The sequence below is a fragment of the Hyphomicrobiales bacterium genome (assembly GCA_017642935.1).
GTDB lineage: Bacteria > Pseudomonadota > Alphaproteobacteria > Rhizobiales > MH13 > MH13.
The window spans coordinates 94483-117830 of sequence record JAEPOK010000001.1; the positions used below are offsets into that span (position 1 = coordinate 94483).

Below are 23348 nucleotides of genomic sequence, written 5' to 3' on the forward strand. Positions count from 1 at the left end.
CGCCTAGACCTCCAGCCGTGTTCGACGGACCAGCGGGCGTGCAAAAAGCTCGGCCAGATCACCGGCCTGCTCGTAGCCTTGGATAGGCGTGAAGACGAGCTCGATAGACCATTTCGTCGTCAGGCCTTCCACCTCAAGCGGGTTGGCAAGGCCCAAGCCGCAGACGGTGATATCCGGGCGCTGGTCGTGGCAACGATCAAGCTGCTTATCGACATCCTGACCTTCGCTCACCAGCACATTGTCCGGCAGCGCGTCGAGTTCCGGCGCCATCAGCGCCTTGTTCAAGAAGGGGGTGCCCACTTCCAAGGGGACCATGCCAAGCTCGGCATGAAGAAAGCGGGCAAGCGGGATTTCTAACTGGCTATCGGGAAAGAAGAAAAGGCTCTTGCCCGTCAATTGCTCTTGATAGTGGGTGAGGGCCTTTTCCGCCCGAGCCTTGGGTGCAGCCGTGACCTCGGTAAAGAGCGCGTGATCGACCCCGAAGCTTTCGGCCGCCGCCTTCAGCCATGCCGTCGTGCCTTGCGCGCCGAGGGGGAAGGGCGCGGGCAGGTGCACAGCGCCACGGCGGGTCAGCGCGCGGGCGGTTTCAGTCAGGAAAGGTTGGGCGAGCAGGAACCGTGTGCCCGGACCGACAGCAGGCATCGAGCCAGCGTTGCGCGCCGGCAGGAAGTTGACGTTCTTTATGCCCATCGCTTCGAAAAGGCGGGTGAACTGGTCCTCCACCACGTCGGCCAACGCCCCGACAACAAGCAGTTGATCGGCGGCTGCCTCGCCAGCTTCTGGCAGGCTTGGGACGAGCGAGGCCAGGCAGGCATCTTCGCCCTCGGTGAAGGTAGTTTCGATGCCGGATCCGGAATAGTTGAAAATGCGCACATCTGGCGCGTAGGTGCCCGACAGACGCTGCGCGGCCTTAGCCAGATCAAGTTTGATCACTTCAGACGGGCACGAACCCACCAGGAAAAGAAGCTTGATATCGGGGCGACGCTCCACCAACCGTGCGACAACCTTGTCGAGCTCTTCGTTGGCGTCGGCGAGACCGGCCAGGTCTTTCTCTTCCATGATCGCGGTGCCGAAGCGCGGTTCAGCGAAGATCATAACGCCGGCTGCCGACTGCATAAGGTGGGCGCAGGTGCGCGACCCGACGATGAGGAAAAACGCGTCCTGAATCTTGCGGTGCAGCCAGATGATGCCGGTTAGTCCACAAAAGACTTCACGTTGGCCTCGCTCACGCAGAATCGGCCGCTCAAGACAGCCAGCGCTCTGGCCTGATTGGATTGGTGAAAGCTCGTTCACGATGCCGCTCCCACCGAAAAAGACGGATTGGCAGGAGGCGTTGTCGGGCTTTGAAGGCGCGCTTGGCGCAGTTTCCACACAAATTGTGCGGCGTTGATCACGTAGGTGACATAGGCGGCAAGCGCCAAAAGCATCTGCCCTTGCGCGCCCAGAAGGTCGAAAAAGACCGCGATTAAATAGGCCGTGTGCAGCGCCAGCACGAGCATCGAAAACACGTCCTCCCAGAAGAAGGACGGAGCGAAGAGATAGCGGCCAAAAACCACTTTCTCCCAAATCGCGCCGGTGATCATGATCGTATAGAGCACGAGGGTCTTGATTACGACCGACCAGGTCGCCAACGCGAACCCTTCGCCGCTCACCAGATAGCGGATGACAAGCGCCAAACTGACAAGAAAAACAAGGAACTGGACCGGCGCCAGAATACCTTGAACCAACGTCCATGGTGTGGTGTCGCGACGGGCGCGTTGCTCGGGAGTGTAAAGCTGGCTTGACGCTTTTTTGGCAGTGGGTGAGCGGTCGCGCGTGAGTGCAGACGCCGCCTCAACCGACCCGGCTGACGCGTTCGGCGCGAAGGCTGGTCCTGTGCCGAATTGCCTTGTCATGAAGTGCCGCGCTCTCCCGATTTTGTGCCTTTGTGGCGCGACGAACGAACGCCCGTCTTGAAGCACAATCTAGGAGTTGGATGTCCAATCTGTCAATTAGACTGTACGTCAAAATTATTTGACACTAATGGATTTTTGCGGGAGAAAAGGCGTGCGGGACTTTAATGTGCGCAGCCCGCACCAAAAACAACAAGTCGATAATAACGCGTACTTTTGACGAATCGGAATAAATAAGTGTTGGCCAGCTGGGTGGGTTGCCTTAGGCCATTCGCATTGGCCGCTCCTTCACCGGACGGCCAGAAATTTAGGTCCGCATCTAGGGCGGATCGTCGGGCAGCGGACCTTTGATTTCCTGTCTGGCTGAAGTGCATAAGGGCGTCGGCGATAAGGCTTTTGGGCTGATCGCTGGGCGCTGACACAGCAATAGCACGCGGATAGGCGCTTCGACGGTAGAGGCGCCGATCAGCCGACGGGGAGCAGTGGTATGGCGACTATGCAAGATAAGGGGCGTTCGGAGCGCACGCGGCAGCCGCAAGGCAGCATCAATGGTGTGCCGGTGGCCGGCGATCCCCCGGTCCCTTTCGACGGGCGGATTGTCGTCGGGTCCAAGGCGGCTGCCTCAGAGCGATCTATCGCACTGCAAGAATCTGCAGCATCCTCGCCCGCCGCATCGGTCGATGGATTGATTCACACGATTGAGGGGGAGGTCATTCCCCGCCTGCTCTTGGCGCATCAGAGTATTTTGCGCGATTCGGTCGATGAAGGTTCGCGTTCAGGTGGCGTCACTTGGTCTGGCGCGCCGTTGGACGAGGCTGGCGACGATGATGTTTTGACCGTCGATCCGCTCCGGGTGACGAAGGCCGATGTCAGCGCGTTTGCCGAGTTGCTGATCACGTTCGATGCCAACGTTGCCAAGCGGTTTATTGATGCACAGGTGTCCGGCGGGCATGCCGTTCCGGACCTGCTTTTGGATTTGTGCGCGCCGACGGCGCGTGAACTTGGCGCCATGTGGTTGCGCGATGAATGCAGCTTCTGCGACGTCACGATTGGCCTTTCGGGGCTGGAACAGGTGATTCTGCATTGTGCTGGGCCAGCAGGGTCTGTACGGCAGTCTTCATCCGTTGATCGCTCGGCTCTGCTCGCGCCGATGCCGGGCAATCAACACGTTTTTGGTCTGCTGATCGTCAAGGAATTGTTCCGGCGGTCCGGCTGGACCGTCCGAAGCCCTGCAACGAACGAATGGAACGCCGTGCTCGATGCGGTGCGTTCCACCCGTTACAGCGTCTTGGGTCTGTCGGTTGGCAGTGTAAACGATTTGCAAGCCTGCCAAAGCCTTGTAAAGGCATGCCGCAGTGAATCTTTGAACCCCAAAATGCTGGTCATCGTTGGGGGCTACGGAATACAGGAAGCCAATATGTCGACGCGCATGCTCGATGCCGACCTTATCGCCCGCGATGGGCGCGAAGGGTTGGACCAGATCGAACGCATGGTTGCGCGCATGGCGCCACAACGGCCCTACAATTGACCGACGGAGCGCGGGTTGTGATCAGTCCAACGAAACCTGGTGGATGCTTTGCTTAGCCCCAACATCGCCCGAAGTTTCAATGACGCTGAAAACCATCTGGGGGCAATGGACGCCAGCGTTGCCGCCAATCTTCTGTCAGCCGCCGCCGACCTGACGCTGGTTCTCAACAGCGATGGCGCTGTTCTTGACATGGCCTATTCCGGCGCAGAGCTGACTGGCGAAGGCATTGATGGCTGGATCGGGCGTCCGCTGGGTGCCTGCGTGGCCGAAGACAGCCGCAACAAAATCGAGATCATGTTTGGCGAGCTCAGCTCAGGCCTCGTCTCTCGGCGCCGCGAGTTGAACTTCGTTGGCGAGAGCGGCGAGTCGCTGCCGATGAACTGTATGGCGGTTCGTCTTGGCGAGGATGGCCGCATCGTTTTGTTTGGTCGCGATATGCGGGGGCTCGCCCGTCTCCAACAGCGGTTGGTCAACACGCAGATCTCCATGGAGCGCGAATACACGCGCCTGCGCCAAGCTGAAGCCTGTTACCGGCTGTTGTTCCAGATCGTTGGCGAGGCCGTGTTGATCATCGATGCGTCCACAATGGCCGTAACCGATGCTAACCCCACCGCTGCTGCGCTGTTGGGCGTGCCGGTCGCGAAGATCGTCGGGCGGCGGGCCAGCCATGTGTTCGGCGCCAAGGACCGTGAAGCCGTGCGGGCGCTTCTGGCGACATCGCAATCGGTCGGCCGGGCCGAGGCGATCGCCAACGCCACAAGCGAGTCCACCGGTGGGCTGGAACTGAAGGCCTCGCTCTTCCGCCAGGCCGACGTGACCTACATTCTCGTTCGCCTCTTGCCACGCGCTGATCTTCAGACCAGCGTCTCGGCCGCGGGGTCGGAAGGTATCATGGCGGTGATCGACCGTCTGCCGGAAGGCTTTGTCATCATCGACGAGCAGCGACGGGTGCAAAGCGCCAACGCTGCTTTCTTGGAGTTGGTGCAGGCGGCCAACTACGAACAGATCAACGATGTGGCCATTGACACCTGGTTTGAGCGATCGAGCGTTGATGCGACCGTGCTGCTCTCCAATGTTCGCGAGCATGGCTTGGTGCGGCGGTTCCCAACGGTGTTGCGCGGCGAGCTTGGTTCGGCTGAAGACGTTGAAATCACTGCCGTAGCCGTACCTGGCGATGCGGGCACGCTCTACGGTTTGGTGTTGCGCCGGTCGGTGCGGACGTCGTCAGACGAAACGCCGATCACGGGTTTCCCGGCGCAGTCAGCCGAACAGCTGACCGATCTCATCGGCCATATGCCACTGAAAGAAGTGGTGCGGGAGACGACGGACGTGGTTGAGCGGCTATGCATTGAGGCGGCGCTGAAACTGACTGGCGACAATCGCGCCTCGGCGGCGCAGATGTTAGGTGTTTCGCGGCAAAGCCTCTACGCGAAAATGCACCGTTTTGGGCTTGGCGATCTGACCAACGACAACGGCGAAAGCTGATCCCTTTTTCCTAGAAAAATGACAGCAAAAAGCGTCAAATAAAATTGACACTTTTTGGTCGGGCGCGTAGCCTGCTCCCATGAAACGCAGCAGCTTAACCATGCCTGCGCCGGCTCAACCGGCGAGCACACGGCTCGATCCTCTGGCTGTCTTGGAGCTGCTGAAGCCGGTCACCTGGTTTGCCCCAATGTGGGCCTTCTCCTGCGGGGTGATTTCCTCCGGCGTCTCCATCACCCAATCCTGGGCCTTTGCGCTGCTTGGCATCGTGCTTGCCGGCCCTTTGGTCTGCGGCATGAGCCAGGCGATCAATGATTGGTATGATCGCCACGTCGATGCCATCAATGAACCCGATCGCCCAATCCCCTCCGGGCGCATCCCCGGCCGGTGGGGGCTCTACATCGCCATCCTTTGGTCCGGGCTTTCGTTGCTTGTGGCATCGCTGCTCGGCACTTGGGTCGTCGTCGCGACGGTGGTCGGTCTGGTGCTTGCCTGGGCTTACAGCGCACCGCCCTTCCGCCTGAAAGAGAATGGCTGGTGGGGCAATGCCGCTGTTGGATTCTCCTATGAGGGCCTTGCCTGGTTCACCGGTGCTGCTGCGCTCATGGCTGCCTTTCCCGATTGGCGCATCGTGGCGCTCGCCGTGCTCTACAGCATCGGCGCCCATGGCATCATGACGCTCAATGATTTCAAGGCCATCGAAGGCGACAAGCAGATGGGTGTGCATTCTCTACCCGTGCAGCTTGGCGCGTCCGGTGCTGCCAAACTTGCTTGCTGGGTGATGGCGCTGCCGCAAGTCGTGGTGATCGGTCTGTTGCTTGCCTGGGGCAAGCCGATATTCGCCGCGGCCATCGTCGTGGTCCTCCTGGCGCAGGTCGCGCTGATGATCCGCTATCTTCTCAACACCGAACGCTTGCTGGCGGAACCCTACCGCAATGCTGCGATTTACAACGCCACCGGAACGACGCTCTACGTGTCCGGCATGATGATCAGTGCGTTTGCCGTGCGCGGCCTTATCCTTGGAGGCCTCTAGATGGCTGCGACGGACGTGAAACCTCTCGGTTGGCTCGGCATTGTGCGCCTCGGCCTGGTGCAAACTGCCCTTGGCGCCATTGTCATTCTGACCACCTCGACCCTCAACCGGGTGATGGTGGTGGAGCTGATGTTGCCGGCGATGGTGCCAGGTATTCTGGTCGGCATCCATTATGCGGTGCAGCTATCGCGCCCGCGCTGGGGTTACGGCTCGGATATGGGTGGCCGGCGCACGCCGTGGATCATTGGCGGCATGGCCGTTCTCGCCCTTGGGGGCGTTACGGCGGCGTTGTCCGTTGCCTTGATGGCGTCGAACACGGTTCTGGGCCTGATCGCCGCAACGCTTTCCTTTGTCGCCATCGGCGTCGGCGTTGGCGCGTCGGGCACATCCTTACTCACGCTGCTTGCTGTGCGCGTTGCACCCGAACGACGGGCGCCTGCCGCCACGATTGTCTGGGTGATGATGATCGTTGGCTTCATCCTGACGGCCGCCATCGCAGGCGGTCAGCTTGACCCCTTCTCGATGACCCGCCTTGTGGTGGTGACGTCCATTGTCTCCGCGCTTGCCTTTGCGCTGACGCTTGTTGCTGTGGTGGGCCTTGAAGGCGCGCCGCAAAGCAAGCCGGTTGTTGAACCCTCCGTTGCTGCAGAGGCGAAGCCGCCGTTCCGTCAGGTGATTGCAGAAGTCTGGGCCGAGCCAAAAGCACGCAATTTCTCGATCTTCGTCTTCGCGTCCATGCTCGCCTATTCGACGCAGGATCTGATCCTCGAACCCTTTGCCGGCGCCGTTTACGGTTACACGCCCGGTGCTTCGACGCAGCTTGCCGGCACCCAGCATGGAGGCGTGCTTCTTGGCATGATCGTTGTAGCGTTGGCCGGCATGGGCTTCAAAGGGCGGCGCTTCGGCAGCCTGCAAGCCTGGACGGTTGGCGGCTGTGTCGCGTCGGGGCTCGCCTTGTTTGCCCTTGCCGTGTCGAGCCGCTTTGCCGAGGTTTGGCCGCTACAAGCCAATGTATTTGCGCTGGGATTTGCCAATGGCGCTTTTGCTGTCGCGGCCATCGGATCGATGATGAGCCTGGCGTCGGAAGGCGGGAAAAACCGCGAAGGCGTGCGCATGGGGCTTTGGGGCGCGGCGCAGGCCATTGCCTTCGGCCTCGGCGGCCTGGTTGGCACCATGGGTATCGACATCACCCGCGCGCTCACCGGCTCGGTCACCTTTTCCTACACGACCGTCTTCACCTTGGAAGGCATCGTGTTCTTGATTTCAGCACTGCTCGCCGCGCGCATCGGCATGAACCATGTGGCCGAGCAGCGGAACCGGCTGTCCGTCGCTGGCGACGGTTATCTTTCGGGCGTTGGAGGCCCTTAGACGATGGAAACGAACGTTCAATCCGATGCAATGACCACCCCGCTCTCGGCCTCGCTTGCTGACGCGTATGACGCCGTGGTGGTGGGCGGAGGTCCTTGCGGCGCGACCGCAGCCACCGAACTTGCTCGACAGGGTTGGAACGTTCTCCTGATGGACAAGGATGGTCGCATCAAACCCTGTGGCGGTGCCATTCCGCCGCGCTGCGTGGAAGATTTCGACATTCCTGACGCCTTGTTGGTGGCGCGTATCAAGTCGGCGCTGATGGTCGCGCCATCCGGTCGCCAGGTGCCGATGCCCATCGAAGGTGGCTATGTGGGCATGGTCGATCGCGAAGATTTTGACGAATGGTTGCGCGAGCGCGCCCAACTGGCCGGTGCTGACCGCGCTTATGGCACGTTCGATCATTTCTCCCGCAACGATGATGGCACCGTAACGGTCCATTTTCGACCGAAAAGCGCCGATCCCGATGCGCCTTTGGCAACGGTCCGAACCCGTGGCTTGATCGGCGCCGATGGCGCGCGTTCGGCGGTTGCCAAGCAGGCGGTGAAGAATGCTGATCGCGTGCCGTGCGTGTTCGCCTATCATGAGATCGTCAAGGCGCCCAAAGCCAACGATAATGGCGCGGATTACGAGCCGACGCGGTGCGACGTCTATTATCAGGGCCGGGTGTCGCCCGATTTTTACGGCTGGGTTTTTCCCCATGGCAAGCATGCAAGCATCGGCGTGGGCAGTGCCAACAAGGGCTTTTCCCTGCGCGGCGCCACCAAAACCTTACGCGAGATTTCCGGGCTCGATGGCGCCGAAACCGTGCGACGCGAAGGCGCGCCGATCCCGCTGAAGCCCTTGAAAAAATGGGACGATGGCAAGAACGTTCTGGTGGCAGGCGATGCTGCTGGCATCGTCGCACCGTCGTCAGGCGAGGGCATCTATTACGCCATGGAAGGCGGACGGTTGGCCGGGCTTGCCACGGCGAAGTTCTTGGAAACTGGCGATGCGCGTGCGTTAACCGGTGCGCGTCGTGCCTTCATGAAAGCCCATGGTCGGGTTTTTTGGATCTTAGGCATGATGCAGCACTTTTGGTACGCGAGCGACAAACGCCGCGAACGGTTTGTCTCCATCTGTGAGGACCCGGATGTCCAGCGGCTCACCTGGCAGGCTTACATGAACAAGAAGCTGGTCAAGGCCGATCCGATGGCCCATGCGCGCATCTTCTTCAAAGACCTTGCCCATCTGTTCGGGCTGGTCGCGCCGGCACCCAAAGACTCCGGTGGCGCCTCGCCAAAGCCGCAAGCCTAACCCGCATACCGCATGGCGGAATTTCTGCAATCGGGCGCGATGATCGATGCGATCCTGGTGCTGGTTGCGCTCGAGGCGTTGGCGTTTCTGATATTCTATCGGTTTGTCCCAACTGCGCCGCGCTTGTTCGTGCCGCATCTGTCGGTGCTATGGCCGACGCTCTTGTCTGGCGCCTTGCTGATGTTCGCCGTGCGATTGGCGCTGACTGACGCGCCCTGGACCTGGACCGCCAGCGTATTGGCGGCGGCCGGGATCGCCCATGTTGTAGACATCGCGCTGCGGTTCCGTCGCTTGTAAAGCTATAAGAGCGCCTGAGCACGTTTCTTTGTGGCTTTTCTGTGAATTCGTGACACGGCTTCTTGTACGTGTCCTGGGCGTTTCTACGTAATCTTCATTGCAACATTTATATGGAGCTTTGAAGCACTCGATGACAGACGTCCAGCCGACGGATAAACCGCAAAACTCAGCTGAAAGCACAACAGATCAGCAGCCGGAGACTCAAGACGTGATGAGTTTCCTGAAGAAACCGCTCAGTTTGACGGCTCCGACATGGGCTTTCGCACTCGCAGCGATTGTTGCGCTGGTTCTTCTGGCTGTTGCCATTGACTAGACTTGCGTTGTTCGCCGCGGTTTCCGTTTTGGCGACCTCGGCGTTGGCCTATGAGCTGACGACAGTTGATCAGCTTCAACCCTATGAACAGGCAGCTCTAAAAGGCACTGTCGAAAGGGTGACCGATGACGACACTTTTGTGTTTCGAGACTCGACCGGCACCATCCGCGTCTATATCGGCCCGCATCGCATGCCAGTGAGCGTCGGCGAGGTTATCACGGTGAAAGGGCAACTGGACGATGACCTGCCAAGAGAGATCTATGCGGACCAACTGGTCCTGCCAGATGGCCAGGTTGTGGAGGTTGGCGGCCCCTATGAATAGGGGCCGCTAATCCTTGCCTTTTTATCCTCGCCCCACGGCTTCTTAGGCGGCGATTTGAAGCTTGGTTCCAGTTCATCGAAAAGGCTAAGTGTTTGGTCGTCTTTGTTCGGGGCGCCGTAGCCGCGCATCCAGGGCGCAGGTTCAGCCAGCTGTCCGGCTGGCTCCCAAGAAAAATAGCCGAGCTTTCCCTTGGACGGGATGGGATCGCAGGGCACCGGATTTTCCAGCACCAAACCATGATTGCCCGGCCGCGAGCTGAACCACGGGCTGTCACTGGCCGACACAATGTCCACCACATCGACGCTGCCGATGATCGCGCCGCGCGGCAGGTCAGTCGGCGGCGGGCAAGCAACGCCAAGTTCGTGGAATTTGTGCAGGCTCCATCGGTACTCTTTTTCGGTGAGGCCGACAGCTGCATGGATGGCGATACGGCGGCAATCCATGTTGCCCGACCGGATCGACCCCAAGGAGCGGTTCTCGATGACCTTGCCGCCGTGGATGATCGCCCAGGCAGACGGTTGGCGCACTGATAGGGCGAGAGGTGGCAAGGGGGGGTGGAAAGTGTCAGCAACCATCGGGAAGCAGGGCATCGGTGTGCCCCGCACGTTGGTAAGCGACGAGACCAGCCCATTCGCGGATAGCGAGTTGAAGGTCCGAGAGATTGCCTGCGTAGCCCCATCGAATTCTTTCCTGCCATCGCGCGCCGGGCACTGTGCGGTGATCGGTCGGATCGGCCACAATGTGCTCAAAGCCTGCCGCGCAGAGGACACCGATCGCGCGGGGCATATGGAAGGCGCTGGTGATCAGCAGCAGTGGCGCCTCTGCCGTTGGCTCATATCCCTGCTCCTCCAAAAAAGCGGTAATGTCTGCCGGGTGCTCGGCGGTGGTGCGCGCAACCGCGCCAATGTTCACACGCTCTGGCGCTACGCCAGAGGCTTGCAGCATTTCGCCCACGCGTTCAGCGCTGCCTACAAAAAGCGGATCGCCCGTCGGATCAAAGGCGCCGCCGGTGAAGAGCACCGGCGTTTCCGGAAAGTCATTGGCGCGTCGGATGGCATGCAGGATCCGGTCGCCCGCGCTATTCACATTCTGCGCGTTCCAGGCCGCGCTGGTGCGGATGTCTTCGCCGCCGCCTAGAACGATGATTGCGCTGGGAGGGCCGGCAAGGCCGGGGTTGGTGGAAAAGCGGTTCTCAAGTGGCGCGAGCCAGAGATGCCCCACTGGCACAAAGCCAACCAAGGTGACGGCCACCACCAAAGAGACCAGCACCCATGTGGCAATCTTGCGCCAACCGCGCCAAGAGGCCCAGAGCGCGGTTAAGAGCCCGAGCCAAAGCCAGAAATCTGGTCGCACGAGCGTGCTAAGCAGTTTCGACGGCAGGAGATCTAGATCGCTCATCCGGCCTATCCCTGCCTATCGTTCAGGTATCAAGCCTCGTGGCGCAAAGCGCAGAGCGAGCACCAGAATGAGGCCCATCAGCACCGGACGCAGATGCGGGGCGGCCTGCGTGAGGTGACCGGCCAACCAACTGTTCGGATCAAGCCCGCTGGAGAGCAGATTGACGAGCGCGAAACCGGCCGCTTCCGACTGGACCCAGACGAACCAGATCAGGAAGCCGCCGAGGATCGAACCGAAATTGTTGCCCGACCCACCGACCACGACCATGACCAATACCAGGAAGGTGAAGCGCAGTGGCTGGTACGAGCCCGGCGTGAACTGCCCATCCACAGTCACCAGCATGGCGCCAGCGATGCCGCAAATAGCCGAGCCAATGACGAAGGCCTGCAAGTGGCGGCGTTTGACGTCCTTACCCATGGCGGACGCCGCGTTGGGTTGGTCGCGGATGGCGCGCATCATGCGGCCCCAGGGCGAACGTAACGCGCGTTCGGCGAGGTAAACCAGGACGACCAGCACGGCGGTGAAGAGCCCGATAAAGGCGAGTTTAACCGCGATCCCCGCCAGCGTGTTTGGCTCCATGCCCCAGTTCGTGGCCAGCTCAATGAAGGCCGGGTCTGTCTGAAGATCGACCTCATAGGGGACTGGACGCGGCAGGCTGGTGACATTTTTCACGCCACGCGACAGCCAGTCCTCATTCTTGATGAAAGCCAAGATGATCTCAGCGATGCCCAGCGTGGCGATCGCCAGATAGTCCGAGCGCAGACCGATGGCGATCTTGCCGATGATCCAAGCAGCACCGGCCGCCAGCAGACCGCCAAGCAGCCAGCCGATCAGGATGGAAACGCCCATGCCGCCGAGATAGCCCGATTGCGCCGGGTCCACCGCCTCGATGGCATCGGTGGCAGGCCCGAAAACCTGGCCGAAAACGATGTAGCCGACGATCAGAAAGATCACCGTGGCGAGAAAACGGGCCAGTCCCTTGAGATAAGCGCGGGCAAGAACGACGGCGGCGATGGTGGTGCAAATGATCAGGGCGGACAGACCGATGCCCGACCCGCCGGCGACCCAGGCTTCTGGTACAGGATCAGCGGCCACCAGAACGGCCGCCAAGCCGCCCAGCGCAACGAAGCCCATGGTGCCGGCGTTAAACAGCCCGGCATAGCCCCACTGCACATTCACACCCAGCGTCATGATGGCGGAGATGATGCAGAGCTGAAGGATGGTGAGCGCCAGCAACCAGCTTTGGGCAAAGCCGGTAAACACGAGAAGCGCGCCCATGATCGAGAACAGCAAGATCGGGTTTTGCCAAAGCGTCGGCTTGGCGGCAGCGACGCGCGCTGGGGAGTTGCTTGCTCCGCTCATACGATGCGCCCCCTAAAGATGCCGGTGGGTCTGACCAAGAGTACGATCACCAAAAGGATGAACGAGACGGCAAATTTGTACTCGGTTTCGAGCAGCTGCATCAGGCCATCGACCTCGAAACCCTCCGGCCCGAGATATTCGAAGACGCGGCGATAGGCGTAGGTGACGGCCACCTCGGAAAACGCAATGACAAAGCCGCCGACGACCGCGCCGATTGGCTGGCCGATACCGCCCAAAATGGCCGCGGCGAACATCGGCAGGAGAAGCTGGAAATAGGTGAACGGTCGAAAGCTCTTGTCGAGGCCATAGAGCACGCCGGCGATGGTCGCGAGCGCGCCGGCAAGGATCCAGGTGACCATGACAACCTTCTCCGGCTTGATGCCGGAAAGCAGGGCCAAATCCTCATTGTCGGAAAAGGCGCGCATGGATTTGCCGGTGCGGGTCTTTTGCAGAAACCAGAAAAGCGCCGCCATCACAGATACGGCCACAACGATGGTAATCATCTGGGTTGTGCGAAGCGCCAGGCCTTCATCAAGCCCCGTCATGTCGCGGAACTCGCGGGCGCGGATGATGAAGCGTGACCCGTCAGCAAAGTTGATGTCGCCAGTGCCGATAAAAATGCGCACCAGACCATTCATCATGAACATGACGCCAACCGACACCATGACGAAGATGACCGCGTCGACCCGTTTGTCGCGATAGAATTTGTAGATCACCTTGTCGGTCGCGAGCACCATGCCAACCGTGCCCAGGATCGCAATTGGCAGTGCCAGCAGTGCGACGGGCAGCGGGCCAAGTGATATGCCTAATGCCTGCAAACCCCAGGTGATGAAAATCGCCAGCATGGTGCCGAAGGCCATCGTGTCGCCATGGGCAAAGTTGGCGAAGCGCAAAATGGCGTAGATCAGCGTAATTCCAAGCGCGCCCAGGGCGAGCTGCGCGCCATAGGTGACGGCTGGGATGAGAACGAAATTGGCGAGCAGAACCAGAGCGTTGGCGAGTTCCATCAGGACTGGTCCCCGCCGAGAAACGTTGCGCGCACCTCTTTGTCGGCCAGGAGCGCCGCGCCGGTGTCGGTGTAACGGTTCTGGCCTTGAACGAGCACGTAGCCGGTGTCGGCGATCTCCAATGCCTGGCGCGCGTTCTGTTCAACCATCAGGATGGCAACGCCGGTTTTGGCGATCTCCAAAATGCGGTCGAACAGTTCGTCCATCACGATAGGCGAGACGCCGGCGGTCGGCTCATCGAGGATCAGCAGCGTCGGTTCTGTCATCATCGCGCGACCAACGGCGACTTGTTGACGCTGACCACCGGACAGCTCGCCTGCCAATTGGTTGCGCTTGTCGTGGACCGCAGGGAACAGCTCATAGACCTTGTCGATGACGCCCGCGCCGCCATCCTCGCGCAGGAAAGCTCCCATTTGCAGGTTTTCTTCCACTGTCATGCCGGGGAACACGTTGTTGGTCTGGGGAACCATGCCCATGCCGGCTTCAACGCGCGCCTGCGGCGGCATGCCATTGAGGGTCGTTCCGTCGAAACTCACTTCGCCTTCGCGCAGGCCCATCATGCCGAAAATGGCCTTGATGGCGGTCGATTTGCCGGCGCCATTGGGACCGACGATGACGGCGACTTCGCCGCGATCGCAGACGATGGTGCAGTCTTGCAGGATATCAGCAGCGCCGTAGCCGCCGCGCATATTGTTGGCTTTGAGGAGGGTCATGCCGGTGCCTCGTTCTCAGAAGCTTGGCCAGAGCCAATCTGGCTGGGCGCTTCGCCCTCATGTTTGGCGGCCTGCTTGCGCCCGACGCCGAGATAAGCCTCGATGACGCGCTCATCTTTGCGCACCTCTTCGGCCTTGCCTTCAACCAGAACCTTGCCCTCGGCCATCACGATGACGGGGTCGCAGAGGCGAGAGATAAACGCCATGTCGTGTTCGATCATGCAAAAGGTGTAGCCGCGCTCTTCATTGAGGCGGATGATCGCATCGCCGATGGTGTTGAGCAGCGTGCGGTTCACGCCGGCGCCAACTTCGTCGAGAAAAACGATCTTGGCATCCACCATCATGGTGCGGCCAAGTTCGAGCAGCTTTTTCTGACCACCTGACAGGTTCCCGGCGCGTTCCTCCACCAAATGGGTGAGGCTCAGGAACTCCAGAACTTCATCGACCTTGTCGCGAATTTCCGCTTCGCTCTTGCGCACCGCGGTCGGTTTGAACCAGGCGCCGAGTAGCGACTCGCCAGGCTGGCCCGGCGGCACCATCATCAGATTGTCGCGCACGGTGAGCGTGGAAAACTCATGAGCAATCTGGAAAGTGCGCAGCAGGCCTTTGTGGAAAAGCTCGTGGGCGGGCAGACCTGTTATGTCTTCCCCGTCCAGTTCGACCTTGCCTGACGTGGGAGGGAAGGCGCCGGCGATGACATTGAACAGGGTTGTTTTGCCCGCGCCATTCGGGCCGATCAGGCCGGTAATGGTGCCGGTTTTGATTTCGATGGAAGCGCCATCAACGGCATGAACGCCGCCGAAATGCTTGTGCAGATCCGTGACGCGGATCATGGCTGCTCCAATACTCTTGCGCGTTTTTGGATGCAAAACTGGCGCCTATCTCGGGTCAAATCCGAACTAGGCATCTTGCTCAAAACGCTCCAGCGCGGATGCACTATGGCCGCCCCTTTGAGGGACGGCCATAGCTTATCGTGCTGCAATCTGATGCGATGTGCTTAGCGGGTGCGCACGGTGTCCAGCGAACCGTCCATCAGCTCAAACTCGTTGAACACGCCGGAAGGCTCGCCAACATCGTTGAACTCAACGCCTGTCGCGCCGACATAGTCTATGTCGCCGCCAGCCGCCAGGATTTCCAAGCCGCGGGCAAGTTCACCGGCTGCGATTGGCTCACCAGGTGCGTTGGCGACGTCCATCATGTTGGCCGCAGCGGCTTCAGAGGTTGCTTCACCGCCGGCCTGCATGGCGAGCAGGATAAGGGCCGCTGCATCGTAGGACTGGCCGACGAAGGGACCTTCGTCGTTAACGCCACCGGCTTCAGCAACAGCTGGCCATGGGTTGTCGTCGCCAACAGCCGAGCCTGGCAGCGTGCCGAACCAGCTTTCCAGATCCGCGCCAAGATTGTCGACGAGTGACGTGCCGAACATGCCGTCGCCGCCAACGAAGGTGTCGAAGGCGCCGGTGTCGATGGAGGAACGGATCACGCCCAGACCACCTTGGTCGACATAGCCGAGCACGACCAATGCGTCGCCACCAGCAGCAGCCAGCGCGCCAACTTCAGCCGAATAGTCGCCGCGGCCATCTTCGTGCGGAGCCGACAGGGTGACGGTGCCGCCCATGCCTTCAAAGGCCGCAACGAAGGCATCAGCGAAGCCCTGGCCATAGTCGTTGTTGGTGAAGGTCACAGCGACTTCGTCGATGCCGCGATCCATCACAACTTCAGCCAAAACGATGCCCTGACGTGCGTCAGACGGCGCAGTTCGGAAGAACAGGCCATTGTCTTCGATGTCCGTCAGCGCAGGCGAGGTCGCCGATGGCGAGATATTGACGATGCCCTGCGGGACGGTCGCGTTGTTGATGATGGCGGTGGTTACGCCGGAGCAGTCAGCGCCCATGATCGCGGCCACACCTTCAGCGGAGATCAAACGCTCTGCAGCCGCGGTGGCGGCGGCGGCATCGATGCAGGTGCTATCGGCGCGGACCGAAGACACGGTCTTGCCATCCAGGAAATTTCCAGAGTCGCTGATTTCGCTCATGGCCAGTTCAGCGCCTGCGGCCATGTCAGGCGTCAACGATTCAATCGGGCCGGAGAAGCCAAGAATGACGCCCAACTTAACTTCATGATCATCAGCCATCGCGGCTGTTGCGGTAATGAGAGCAGCGGTGCTGAGACCAGCGAGAAGTACTTTTTTCATGTTGATTTTCCCTGTGAAGACGACGCGGTCGTGCCTTTTGGCGCGAATTTTTCTTCTTGTTGTGGCGCAAGCGCCCGCAAGCCGGGTGTTTACGCGTGCTTTTCCTTAATTCAAGTGGCTGAAGTGGCGCAACCGTTGATTTGTTTGCGTGGTTTACAGCGATGGGTCCGGCAAAGCGGGCTAGCCGCCGAAAAACCAGGCTGCTGCCTCGTCCAAAAGCGAGGCGTTTGAGCGCTGATTGCCATTGATCAGATAGGTCAGCACCACATCGTGCGCCGGGTAGTAGCGAAGGTCGGCTTCGAACCCGTCATACCCGCCAGCATGGCCGTACCAAACGCCGAACTCATCCTCCTCGACGCTCACGCCAAGGCCATAATTGGGATCAAGGTCCGAGGGCTGAACCATGTCATCGCGGCTTGCAAAGGACACGATGCGCTGGCTTGCAAACAGAGCGCGGGCAAAGGCCTCAAGGTCGGATGCGGTGGTGATCACCGGCCCGTCCCCCAACACGCTGTTCCAGCCGAGCGCGCTGACATCCTGGCCGTCATCGTCATAGCCATGGGCGAAGGCATCGCCCGGGTCTGGCGGTGCGCCGATGGTCGAGGCGCCCATGTCGGCGCGGCGAAACACCCAACGCTGGAGGGATTCGGCGAGCGACCCGTCCAAAACGGTGAGAATGTGCCCAAGGATGACGTAATTGGTGTTGGTGTATTCAAAACGCGTCCCGGCCGGAACAGCGCTCTCAACATAAGCGAACGTCAGGGCCTCGGCTGGGGTCCAGCGATTGTCCGGGTTTTCAAAGGACGCCTCGGCGAACGCTTCGTTGAGATATTCCGGCAGGCCGCTTGAATGGTTCAACAGCTGTTCGATGGTGACCGGGCCTGCTCGGTCAAGCTGGTCGGCTCCTTTGATGGTCGCGACGAACCCATCGATGGGATCGCTTAAGGACAGGCGCCCTTCGTCGACGGCGGTGAGTATGGCGGCGGTAACCATCATCTTGCCGGTGGACGCCGCGTAAAAGCGCGTCTCCTCGGTAACCGGCTCGCCGGTTTCGATGTTAGCAAGGCCGGCGGCGACCAGGTAGCGCTCGTACGGGCCTGAGACGAGAAGCACACCGCCAGGAACGCTCTCCTCCGCCAGCCAGTCTGACAGCAGGGCTTGAAGCTCCGCCTCGTCGCTGGCTTGCCCAAAAGCCGGGCCGGCCAACAGGCCGACGACAAGCAGAAGTGTAGAGGCACGCCAGCGCATCAGATCACCGTGCCTCAACGATTAGCCTTGTGCGCTGGTAGGCATCAAGGCCTTCTATGCCGCCTTCATGGCCATAACCGGACTCGTCGATTCCGCCGAACGGTGTCTCGGGCAGCGAAATGGCGGTCGAATTGATGCCGAGCATACCGACCTGGACTTCCTTCGACAGACGCTCGGCGGTGTGGCCGTTGGTGGTGAAAGCGTAGCCGGCCAATCCGACATCCAGACGGTTGGCGCGGGCGATCATCTCATCCAGGCTGTCGACCGGCGAGATCGGGACGACGGGGCCGAACGGCTCCTCGTTCATCATCTCCATCTCATCGGTGGTGTCAGCAAGCACGGTTGGGGCGTAGAACGAGCCTTGGTTGCCGATGCGCTCGCCGCCCGTTGTGATGGTCGCACCTTTTGCGCGGGCATCCTGGACCAGGCTTTCCATGCGTTCGACTTGTCGTTCGGCGATCAGCGGCCCCATGGTCACACCTTTTTCCAGCCCGTTGCCGACGTTCACGGTTTTTGAGCGTTCGGTCATCGCATCGACGAAATCGCTGTAGACCTTGCGTTCCACTAAGAACCGGGTCGGCGAGATGCAGACCTGGCCGGCATTGCGGTACTTGAAGGCGTGGATCATGTCGGCGGCTTTGGTAAGGTCGGCGTCGGCGCTGACCAGAACCGGCGCGTGGCCGCCCAGTTCCATCGTGACCCGCATCATGGAATCAGCGGCGAGCTTGGCAAGATGCTTGCCGACCGGCACCGAGCCGGTGAAGGAGAGCTTTTTGGTGATCGGCGAGGCGATCAGATGGCGAGAGATATCATCGGGCACGCCAAAGACCATCTGGACGGTGCCATCGGGCACACCGGCCTCAACGAAACATTTGGCGATTTCGATGGCCGTTCCCGGCGTTTCTTCCGATGGCTTGATGATCACTGAGCATCCAGCGCCGAGGCTATGGGCGACCTTGCGGATGACGTTCGATCCGGGGAAGTTCCAGGCCGTGAAGGCGCAGGCCGGGCCGACGGGCTCGCGTACCGCGGCGTAACGCGTGTTCGGCACGCTCGCCGGGATCAACCGTCCATAGGCGCGTTTGCCTTCCTCGCCGCACCAGCGGGTCACGCCGATCACAAAGCTGATCTCGGTTTTCGCTTCCGGCAGCGGTTTGCCCATCTCCATCGTCAACACCTGCGCGATGTGGGTCTTGCGCTCCTCCATCAGATCGGCGGCCTTGTTCATGATCACCTGACGCGCGGCGGGCGTTTTCTGCGACCAGGCCTTGAAGCCTTTGTCGGTTGCCGCCAGCGCGCGATCGAGATCGGCGGCACTGGCATGGGGTAGGTCGGCGAGGGTTTCGCCGGTGGCCGGATTGATCACGGCCTGGGTTTTGCCTGAGCTGCCTTGGGTCCATTGACCGTCGATCAGCATTGCAGGGGCGGTGTAGCCGGAATGGGTGGAGTGTGCTGCGTCAGCCATGATTGTCCATGTGTTAAGAGGGATCGTTGGTCATTACCTATGCCACGCCGGCTCATCCGACGAGGCCCCGCCCTATGATTTCGATCTGCTGACGTTCATTGACCGTGTGCCCGCACCACTTGGCATCCCTCTTGCTCGGATGTCTTTTTAGAGAGTTCTCATGATCCGTTTTTCCCAACCCACGTCCATATCACCCGATCCGCTTGGCGCCTTCATGGCGCACGCCCCCTATGCGCTTGAGGGTTACGCCGTCGAACCACAGAATGGCCCGCTGAGCGGGCACTCGCTGGCGGTCAAAGACCTGTTCGATGTGGCGGGATTGAAGACCGGCGCAGGATCGCCGGTTTGGTTGAAAAGTACTCCGGATACCGAAAGGCACGCGCCTGCTGTTGACGCGTTGCTGGAGGCTGGTGCCCGCTTTGTGGGCAAAACGCTGACCGACGAGTTGGCATGGAGTCTGAACGGCGAGAACGCGCATTACGGCACGCCGGTCAATCCGGCAGCACCCGGGCGCATTCCTGGAGGGTCATCGGCCGGGTCGGCGGCGGCGGTTGCTGGTGGTTTGGCGGAGATCGGTCTGGGTTCAGATACCGGCGGATCGGTGCGGCTTCCGGCAAGTTATTGCGGCATCTGGGGTCTGCGCCCAACCCATGGACGGATCGATCTCGGTGGGGCGGTGCAATTGGCACCGAGCTTTGACACGGTTGGTTGGTTTGCCAAGTCTCCAGAATTGATGGCCAAGATCGGCGCGGTTTTGATGACAGATGGTGGCGTTGGCGCCGCACCGGAAAGGCTGCTGCTGGCCGAAGACATGTTTGCGCGGGTGGACGGGACTGTCCGCGATGCTTTGCTCGCCAAAGCCGTGCTTTTGGCCGAGCGGCTCGGATTGCATCTGGAGACAACCGTTCTGGCGCCGCACGACGGCGATCTGGGTGATCTGGAGGCGTGGCGCGGCGTGTTCCGGGTGTGCCAATCGGCGGAAGCCTGGCAGGTGCACGGGCCCTGGGTGATCGCCGAGCAGCCCGATCTTGGGCCAGGGATCAAGGATCGTTTCGCTTACGCTCGTGGGTTGGATGCGGACGAAGTCGCGCAAGCCCAGGCCAGACGCGAGGATATCGCGGCCTATCTCGCCGGAACGCTGTTGCCAGGAACCTTGCTTGTGGTGCCGGGCGCTGCGGGCGTCGCGCCGCTGAAGGGGCTGCAAGGCCCAGCGCTTGATGCCGTCCGCAACCGCGCGCTGGACATTCTTTCGCCAGCCGGCCTTGGGCGCCTGCCGCAATTGGCGATCCCTGCGCTGACCACCGCCGATGGTCCCCTTGGCTTGGGGTTGGTTGGCTGGTCGGGAGCTGACGAAGTGCTGCTCGGCGTTGGCCTTGATCTGGAGGGTCTATGAGCCGTTTTGAGGGCCTGACACCGCTGGGACCCAACCCGCGCAACCGTTGGAAGGTGGGCGAGGATGCAGCCGATCTGGTGCGAGACCTTACGCCGCCACGTCCAGTTGAGATCGAAGCCAATCCCAAACCGGTCCGGATCGATTTGGCGCGCAGCGCGCTGATCATTGTCGACATGCAGAACGACTTTTGCCATGCCGATGGCTGGCTTGCCGGTATTGGTGTCGATGTAACCGGCGCGGGCTCTGCCATTGCGCCCTTGCAGCAGGTGCTTTCAGCCGCACGATTGGTGGCCATGCCCGTCATCTGGGTGAACTGGGGCAACCGGCAGGACTTGGCCAACATCTCGCCAGCCCTGCGGCATGTTTACGATGGCGCGGGCAGTGGCGGCGGTCTTGGCGATGCCGTCGGACCGCGCAAGGCGCTGGTGCTTGAAAAGGATAGCTGGGGCGCGGCGATCGTTGATCCGCTGGAACCCGAGCCGAGCGATATCTTCGTCGACAAGTACCGCATGTCTGGGTTTTGGGACACGCCGCTCGACAGCATTCTGCGCAATTTGAAGGTCGACACGCTGTTCTTCGGCGGCGTCAACGCCGACCAGTGCGTGCTGCACACGCTCGCCGATGCCAGTTTCCTTGGCTACGACACGCTGCTCTTTGAAGATGCGAGCGCCACGACAAACCCCGATTTCTGCATGCAGGCGACGTTGCACAACGCACGGCAAATCTTCGGTTTCACTCTGACATCGACCGCCTTTGTTGCCGGCATAGAAGGAGAGACATCATGACCGGACAGGTGGTCGCCAAATCACCCGCTGACCTGAAGGCTTACAAAATCAGCCCCGACGACACGAACTATTTCGCCTGTCTTGCTGACCCGGTGGCCGAGGGCGTGCCGTTCACGTTCATTGTTGAGATCTACGAAAAAGGCGGGGCCACGCCGCCGAACACGCACAGCATTGCCCATGAGTTCTTCTTCATCCTGGAAGGCACTGGCAAGGGCTATTGCGATGGGGTGGAGGTCGATCTGGCGCCCGGGTCATCGCTGCTCATTCCGCCGGGCAAGGAGCACATTGTGGAGAACACCGGCGCGGGCAAGCTTTATGCGCTCTGCGCGATGGTGCCCAATGAAGAATTTGCGGAGTTGATCCATTCTGGGCAAGAGGTGCCGCTGACGAAGGAAGACCTGGCCGTGATCTCGCGGCGCATGCCGGTGGCCGCATGACGATCAACGACCCCGCAGTCTTGGTGGAGGTTGAGGCGGCGTTTGCACGCTATGAAGCGGCGCTGATCGGCAATGATGTCGCCGTTCTTGATGCGCTGTTTTGGGGCTCGCCGCATACCATTCGCTATGGTCCGGCGGAGAGCCTTTACGGGCAGGACGAAATCCTGGCGTTTCGCAAGGCGCGCCCGTCCGCGGGATTGGACCGCACGCTACGTCGTACCGTTATCACGACCTTTGGAACGGACTTTGCGACCGCCAACACCGAGTTCATCCGCGAGGGAACCGATAAAATTGGCCGCCAATCACAGAGCTGGGTGCGGATGCCAGATGGCTGGAAGGTGGTCGCCGCGCATGTTTCGCTGCGCGAGCCGGTGGAGGGCGAAGCGTGACGGTGGCCTATTTGCAGGATCGCGAAGCTTACGATCTGGCGGGTTTTCGTGCGTCAGTGCCGGGCATCACGCTGCTTGATGATCCGGTGACGCTGAAGCGGCGAAGTCGCGACTATTATTGGTTCAGCCCCATCGCCAAGGCGGCCCTGGATGGAAAAGTGGCCGATCTGGTCGCTGTGCCGCAGAGCATTGACGATGTCATGCAGATTGCCGCGGCGGCGGCGCGACATCGCATCCCGGTGACAGTGCGCGGCCTTGGCACCGGGACCTATGGGCAGGCCGTTCCGCTTTTTGGCGGCATTGTGCTCGATTTTTCGCAAATGACGGCGATTGAGCGCGTCGGCTCGGATGGGTTCAAGGCGCAATCCGGCGCCAAGGTCGATGCGGTGGAACAGGCGGCGCGGGATCAGGGGTTGGAGCTACGTATGCACCCCTCGACCAAAAAGATGGCAACCATCGGTGGCTATTTCTGCGGCGGGTCCGGTGGCATCGGGTCGGTGACCTGGGGCGGTTTGCGCGAAGCAGGCAATCTTCATGGCGCCACGGTCGTCACCCTTGAGGAAGAGCCGCAGATCATCATGCTGGGAGGTCTCGACACCAACTTGGTCAACCGTACCTTCGGCTCGACCGGCATCGTGGTGGATGTGTCCGCCCCTTTGGAGCCGGCGCGGCCCTGGCAGGACGTTGTTGCCGCGTTTGCCGATTTCGACGAGGCACTTGCCTATGCGCACGATGTGGCGGCCAATGATGCCATCGCCAAGCGGCTGGTGTCGTTTCATGTGGCGAGCTGCGCTCACTATCTGCGCCCTCTGATCCCGGGACTGGAGGCGGGGCAGTGTGCAGTTCTGATGATGATCGACAGTCGCGATTTGGAAAAACTCGAGACCAAACCTGTCATCCTGTCGGAACCTTCCGATGAGCGCGAGGCCGATCCCAAACGTTTGCCGATCTATGAGATGGCCTGGGGTCACACCACGCTGCACGCGCTGAAAGAGAACCGGAACCTCTCCTATTTGCAGACGCTGTTTCCCCCAGGGCGCATCATCGAAACGGCGACGAAGATGCATAATGCGCTCGGTGATGAACTGCCGATGCATTTGGAGTTCATCCGTTATGAGGGTGAGCTGGCCGCCAATGGTGCGCAGCTTTGGCCGTACACGTCGCCGGAGCGACTTGCTGAGATTATCGCGCTGCACGAGGAGGTCGGCGTGCCGGTCGCCAACCCGCATGTCTTCACCGTCGAAGACGGCTCGCGCCACAAACGCGTGCCTGGCGATCAGTTGGCATTCAAGGCCAAAGTTGACCCGCATGGGCTTTTGAACCCTGGCAAGATGCCAAGCTATGTTCCGGCAATTCCGTGAGGGGTTTGATTAGCATTGCCTCATTTTTCGGCAAAAGGCTGTGCATCGGGAATGAATGTTGGGCA

The 23348-nt window shown here is 60.8% G+C and carries 23 protein-coding genes; 12 read left to right on the forward strand and 11 right to left on the reverse strand.

Annotation, left to right across the window (positions count from 1 at the left end):
- Positions 1-3 precede the first annotated feature (3 nt).
- Both JJ917_00410 and bchF read right to left on the reverse strand, forming a co-directional pair.
- Positions 4-1275: a ferredoxin:protochlorophyllide reductase (ATP-dependent) subunit N gene (locus JJ917_00410; GenBank protein ID MBO6697267.1), complete on the reverse strand. Its 1272-nt coding sequence runs from the start codon at positions 1273-1275 to the stop codon at positions 4-6.
- 14 nt (positions 1276-1289) lie between these two features.
- Positions 1290-1895 carry a 2-vinyl bacteriochlorophyllide hydratase gene (gene bchF / locus JJ917_00415; GenBank protein ID MBO6697268.1) on the reverse strand — a complete coding sequence of 202 codons (606 nt, stop codon included), beginning with the start codon at positions 1893-1895 and terminating at the stop codon, positions 1290-1292.
- A gap of 484 nt (positions 1896-2379) precedes the next feature.
- Between bchF and JJ917_00420 the strand changes: the two genes are divergently transcribed.
- The 7 genes from JJ917_00420 to JJ917_00450 all read left to right on the forward strand — a co-directional run bounded on the left by JJ917_00420 (position 2380) and on the right by JJ917_00450 (position 9531).
- Positions 2380-3420, forward strand: a complete 1041-nt coding sequence (locus tag JJ917_00420) for a cobalamin-dependent protein (GenBank protein MBO6697269.1) — start codon at positions 2380-2382, stop codon at positions 3418-3420.
- Between the two features lie 39 nt (positions 3421-3459).
- Positions 3460-4905 carry a transcriptional regulator PpsR gene (gene ppsR / locus JJ917_00425; GenBank protein ID MBO6697270.1) on the forward strand — a complete coding sequence of 482 codons (1446 nt, stop codon included), beginning with the start codon at positions 3460-3462 and terminating at the stop codon, positions 4903-4905.
- Between the two features lie 100 nt (positions 4906-5005).
- Positions 5006-5935 carry a chlorophyll synthase ChlG gene (gene chlG / locus JJ917_00430; protein ID MBO6697271.1) on the forward strand — a complete coding sequence of 310 codons (930 nt, stop codon included), beginning with the start codon at positions 5006-5008 and terminating at the stop codon, positions 5933-5935.
- Positions 5936-7303 carry a BCD family MFS transporter gene (locus JJ917_00435; protein MBO6697272.1) on the forward strand — a complete coding sequence of 456 codons (1368 nt, stop codon included), beginning with the start codon at positions 5936-5938 and terminating at the stop codon, positions 7301-7303.
- A 30-nt stretch (positions 7304-7333) separates the two neighbouring features.
- Positions 7334-8599 carry a geranylgeranyl diphosphate reductase gene (locus JJ917_00440; protein ID MBO6697273.1) on the forward strand — a complete coding sequence of 422 codons (1266 nt, stop codon included), beginning with the start codon at positions 7334-7336 and terminating at the stop codon, positions 8597-8599.
- Between the two features lie 12 nt (positions 8600-8611).
- A complete protein-coding gene (locus tag JJ917_00445; GenBank protein MBO6697274.1) occupies positions 8612-8896 on the forward strand; it encodes a hypothetical protein in 285 nt (94 codons plus the stop codon).
- A gap of 305 nt (positions 8897-9201) precedes the next feature.
- Positions 9202-9531: a NirD/YgiW/YdeI family stress tolerance protein gene (locus JJ917_00450; protein MBO6697275.1), complete on the forward strand. Its 330-nt coding sequence runs from the start codon at positions 9202-9204 to the stop codon at positions 9529-9531.
- Here JJ917_00450 and JJ917_00455 read toward each other — a convergent pair.
- From JJ917_00455 to JJ917_00495, 9 genes are all read right to left on the reverse strand, one after another.
- Positions 9522-10058, reverse strand: coding sequence for a hypothetical protein (locus JJ917_00455; GenBank protein ID MBO6697276.1), 537 nt, complete (start codon positions 10056-10058; stop codon positions 9522-9524). The genes JJ917_00450 and JJ917_00455 overlap by 10 nt on opposite strands.
- 37 nt (positions 10059-10095) lie before the next feature.
- On the reverse strand, positions 10096-10929 hold the full coding sequence (locus tag JJ917_00460) for a YdcF family protein (protein MBO6697277.1): 834 nt from the start codon (positions 10927-10929) through the stop codon (positions 10096-10098).
- Between the two features lie 15 nt (positions 10930-10944).
- Positions 10945-12291 (reverse strand): branched-chain amino acid ABC transporter permease, encoded by a 1347-nt coding sequence (locus JJ917_00465; GenBank protein MBO6697278.1) that lies wholly within the window; start codon positions 12289-12291, stop codon positions 10945-10947.
- Complete coding sequence (locus JJ917_00470; protein ID MBO6697279.1) at positions 12288-13298, reverse strand: branched-chain amino acid ABC transporter permease; 1011 nt, start codon at positions 13296-13298, stop codon at positions 12288-12290. Before JJ917_00470 ends, JJ917_00465 begins: the two co-directional genes overlap by 4 nt.
- Positions 13298-14011, reverse strand: a complete 714-nt coding sequence (locus JJ917_00475; protein MBO6697280.1) for an ABC transporter ATP-binding protein — start codon at positions 14009-14011, stop codon at positions 13298-13300. The genes JJ917_00470 and JJ917_00475 overlap by 1 nt, the downstream gene beginning before the upstream one ends.
- Positions 14008-14844 (reverse strand): ABC transporter ATP-binding protein, encoded by an 837-nt coding sequence (locus tag JJ917_00480; GenBank protein ID MBO6697281.1) that lies wholly within the window; start codon positions 14842-14844, stop codon positions 14008-14010. Before JJ917_00480 ends, JJ917_00475 begins: the two co-directional genes overlap by 4 nt.
- 164 nt (positions 14845-15008) lie before the next feature.
- The gene (locus tag JJ917_00485) at positions 15009-16205 is read right to left on the reverse strand and encodes an ABC transporter substrate-binding protein (GenBank protein ID MBO6697282.1); all 1197 of its coding nucleotides are present in this window, start codon (positions 16203-16205) and stop codon (positions 15009-15011) included.
- Between the two features lie 180 nt (positions 16206-16385).
- The gene (locus JJ917_00490) at positions 16386-17453 is read right to left on the reverse strand and encodes a beta-lactamase family protein (GenBank protein MBO6697283.1); all 1068 of its coding nucleotides are present in this window, start codon (positions 17451-17453) and stop codon (positions 16386-16388) included.
- A gap of 4 nt (positions 17454-17457) precedes the next feature.
- Positions 17458-18918 (reverse strand): NAD-dependent succinate-semialdehyde dehydrogenase, encoded by a 1461-nt coding sequence (locus tag JJ917_00495; protein ID MBO6697284.1) that lies wholly within the window; start codon positions 18916-18918, stop codon positions 17458-17460.
- A gap of 160 nt (positions 18919-19078) precedes the next feature.
- Here JJ917_00495 and JJ917_00500 point away from each other — a divergent pair, with 160 nt between their 5' ends.
- From JJ917_00500 to JJ917_00520, 5 genes are read left to right on the forward strand one after another with little or no spacing between them, the layout of a single operon-like run.
- Positions 19079-20311 carry an amidase gene (locus JJ917_00500; protein ID MBO6697285.1) on the forward strand — a complete coding sequence of 411 codons (1233 nt, stop codon included), beginning with the start codon at positions 19079-19081 and terminating at the stop codon, positions 20309-20311.
- Positions 20308-21096, forward strand: coding sequence for a cysteine hydrolase (locus tag JJ917_00505; GenBank protein ID MBO6697286.1), 789 nt, complete (start codon positions 20308-20310; stop codon positions 21094-21096). Before JJ917_00500 ends, JJ917_00505 begins: the two co-directional genes overlap by 4 nt.
- Entirely contained in the window at positions 21093-21533 is a 441-nt protein-coding gene (locus JJ917_00510) for a cupin domain-containing protein (GenBank protein MBO6697287.1), read from the forward strand. Before JJ917_00505 ends, JJ917_00510 begins: the two co-directional genes overlap by 4 nt.
- Positions 21530-21922 carry an oxalurate catabolism protein HpxZ gene (gene hpxZ, locus JJ917_00515; GenBank protein ID MBO6697288.1) on the forward strand — a complete coding sequence of 131 codons (393 nt, stop codon included), beginning with the start codon at positions 21530-21532 and terminating at the stop codon, positions 21920-21922. The genes JJ917_00510 and hpxZ overlap by 4 nt, the downstream gene beginning before the upstream one ends.
- Positions 21919-23283, forward strand: a complete 1365-nt coding sequence (locus JJ917_00520) for an FAD-binding oxidoreductase (protein MBO6697289.1) — start codon at positions 21919-21921, stop codon at positions 23281-23283. Before hpxZ ends, JJ917_00520 begins: the two co-directional genes overlap by 4 nt.
- Positions 23284-23348: the final 65 nt, after the last annotated feature.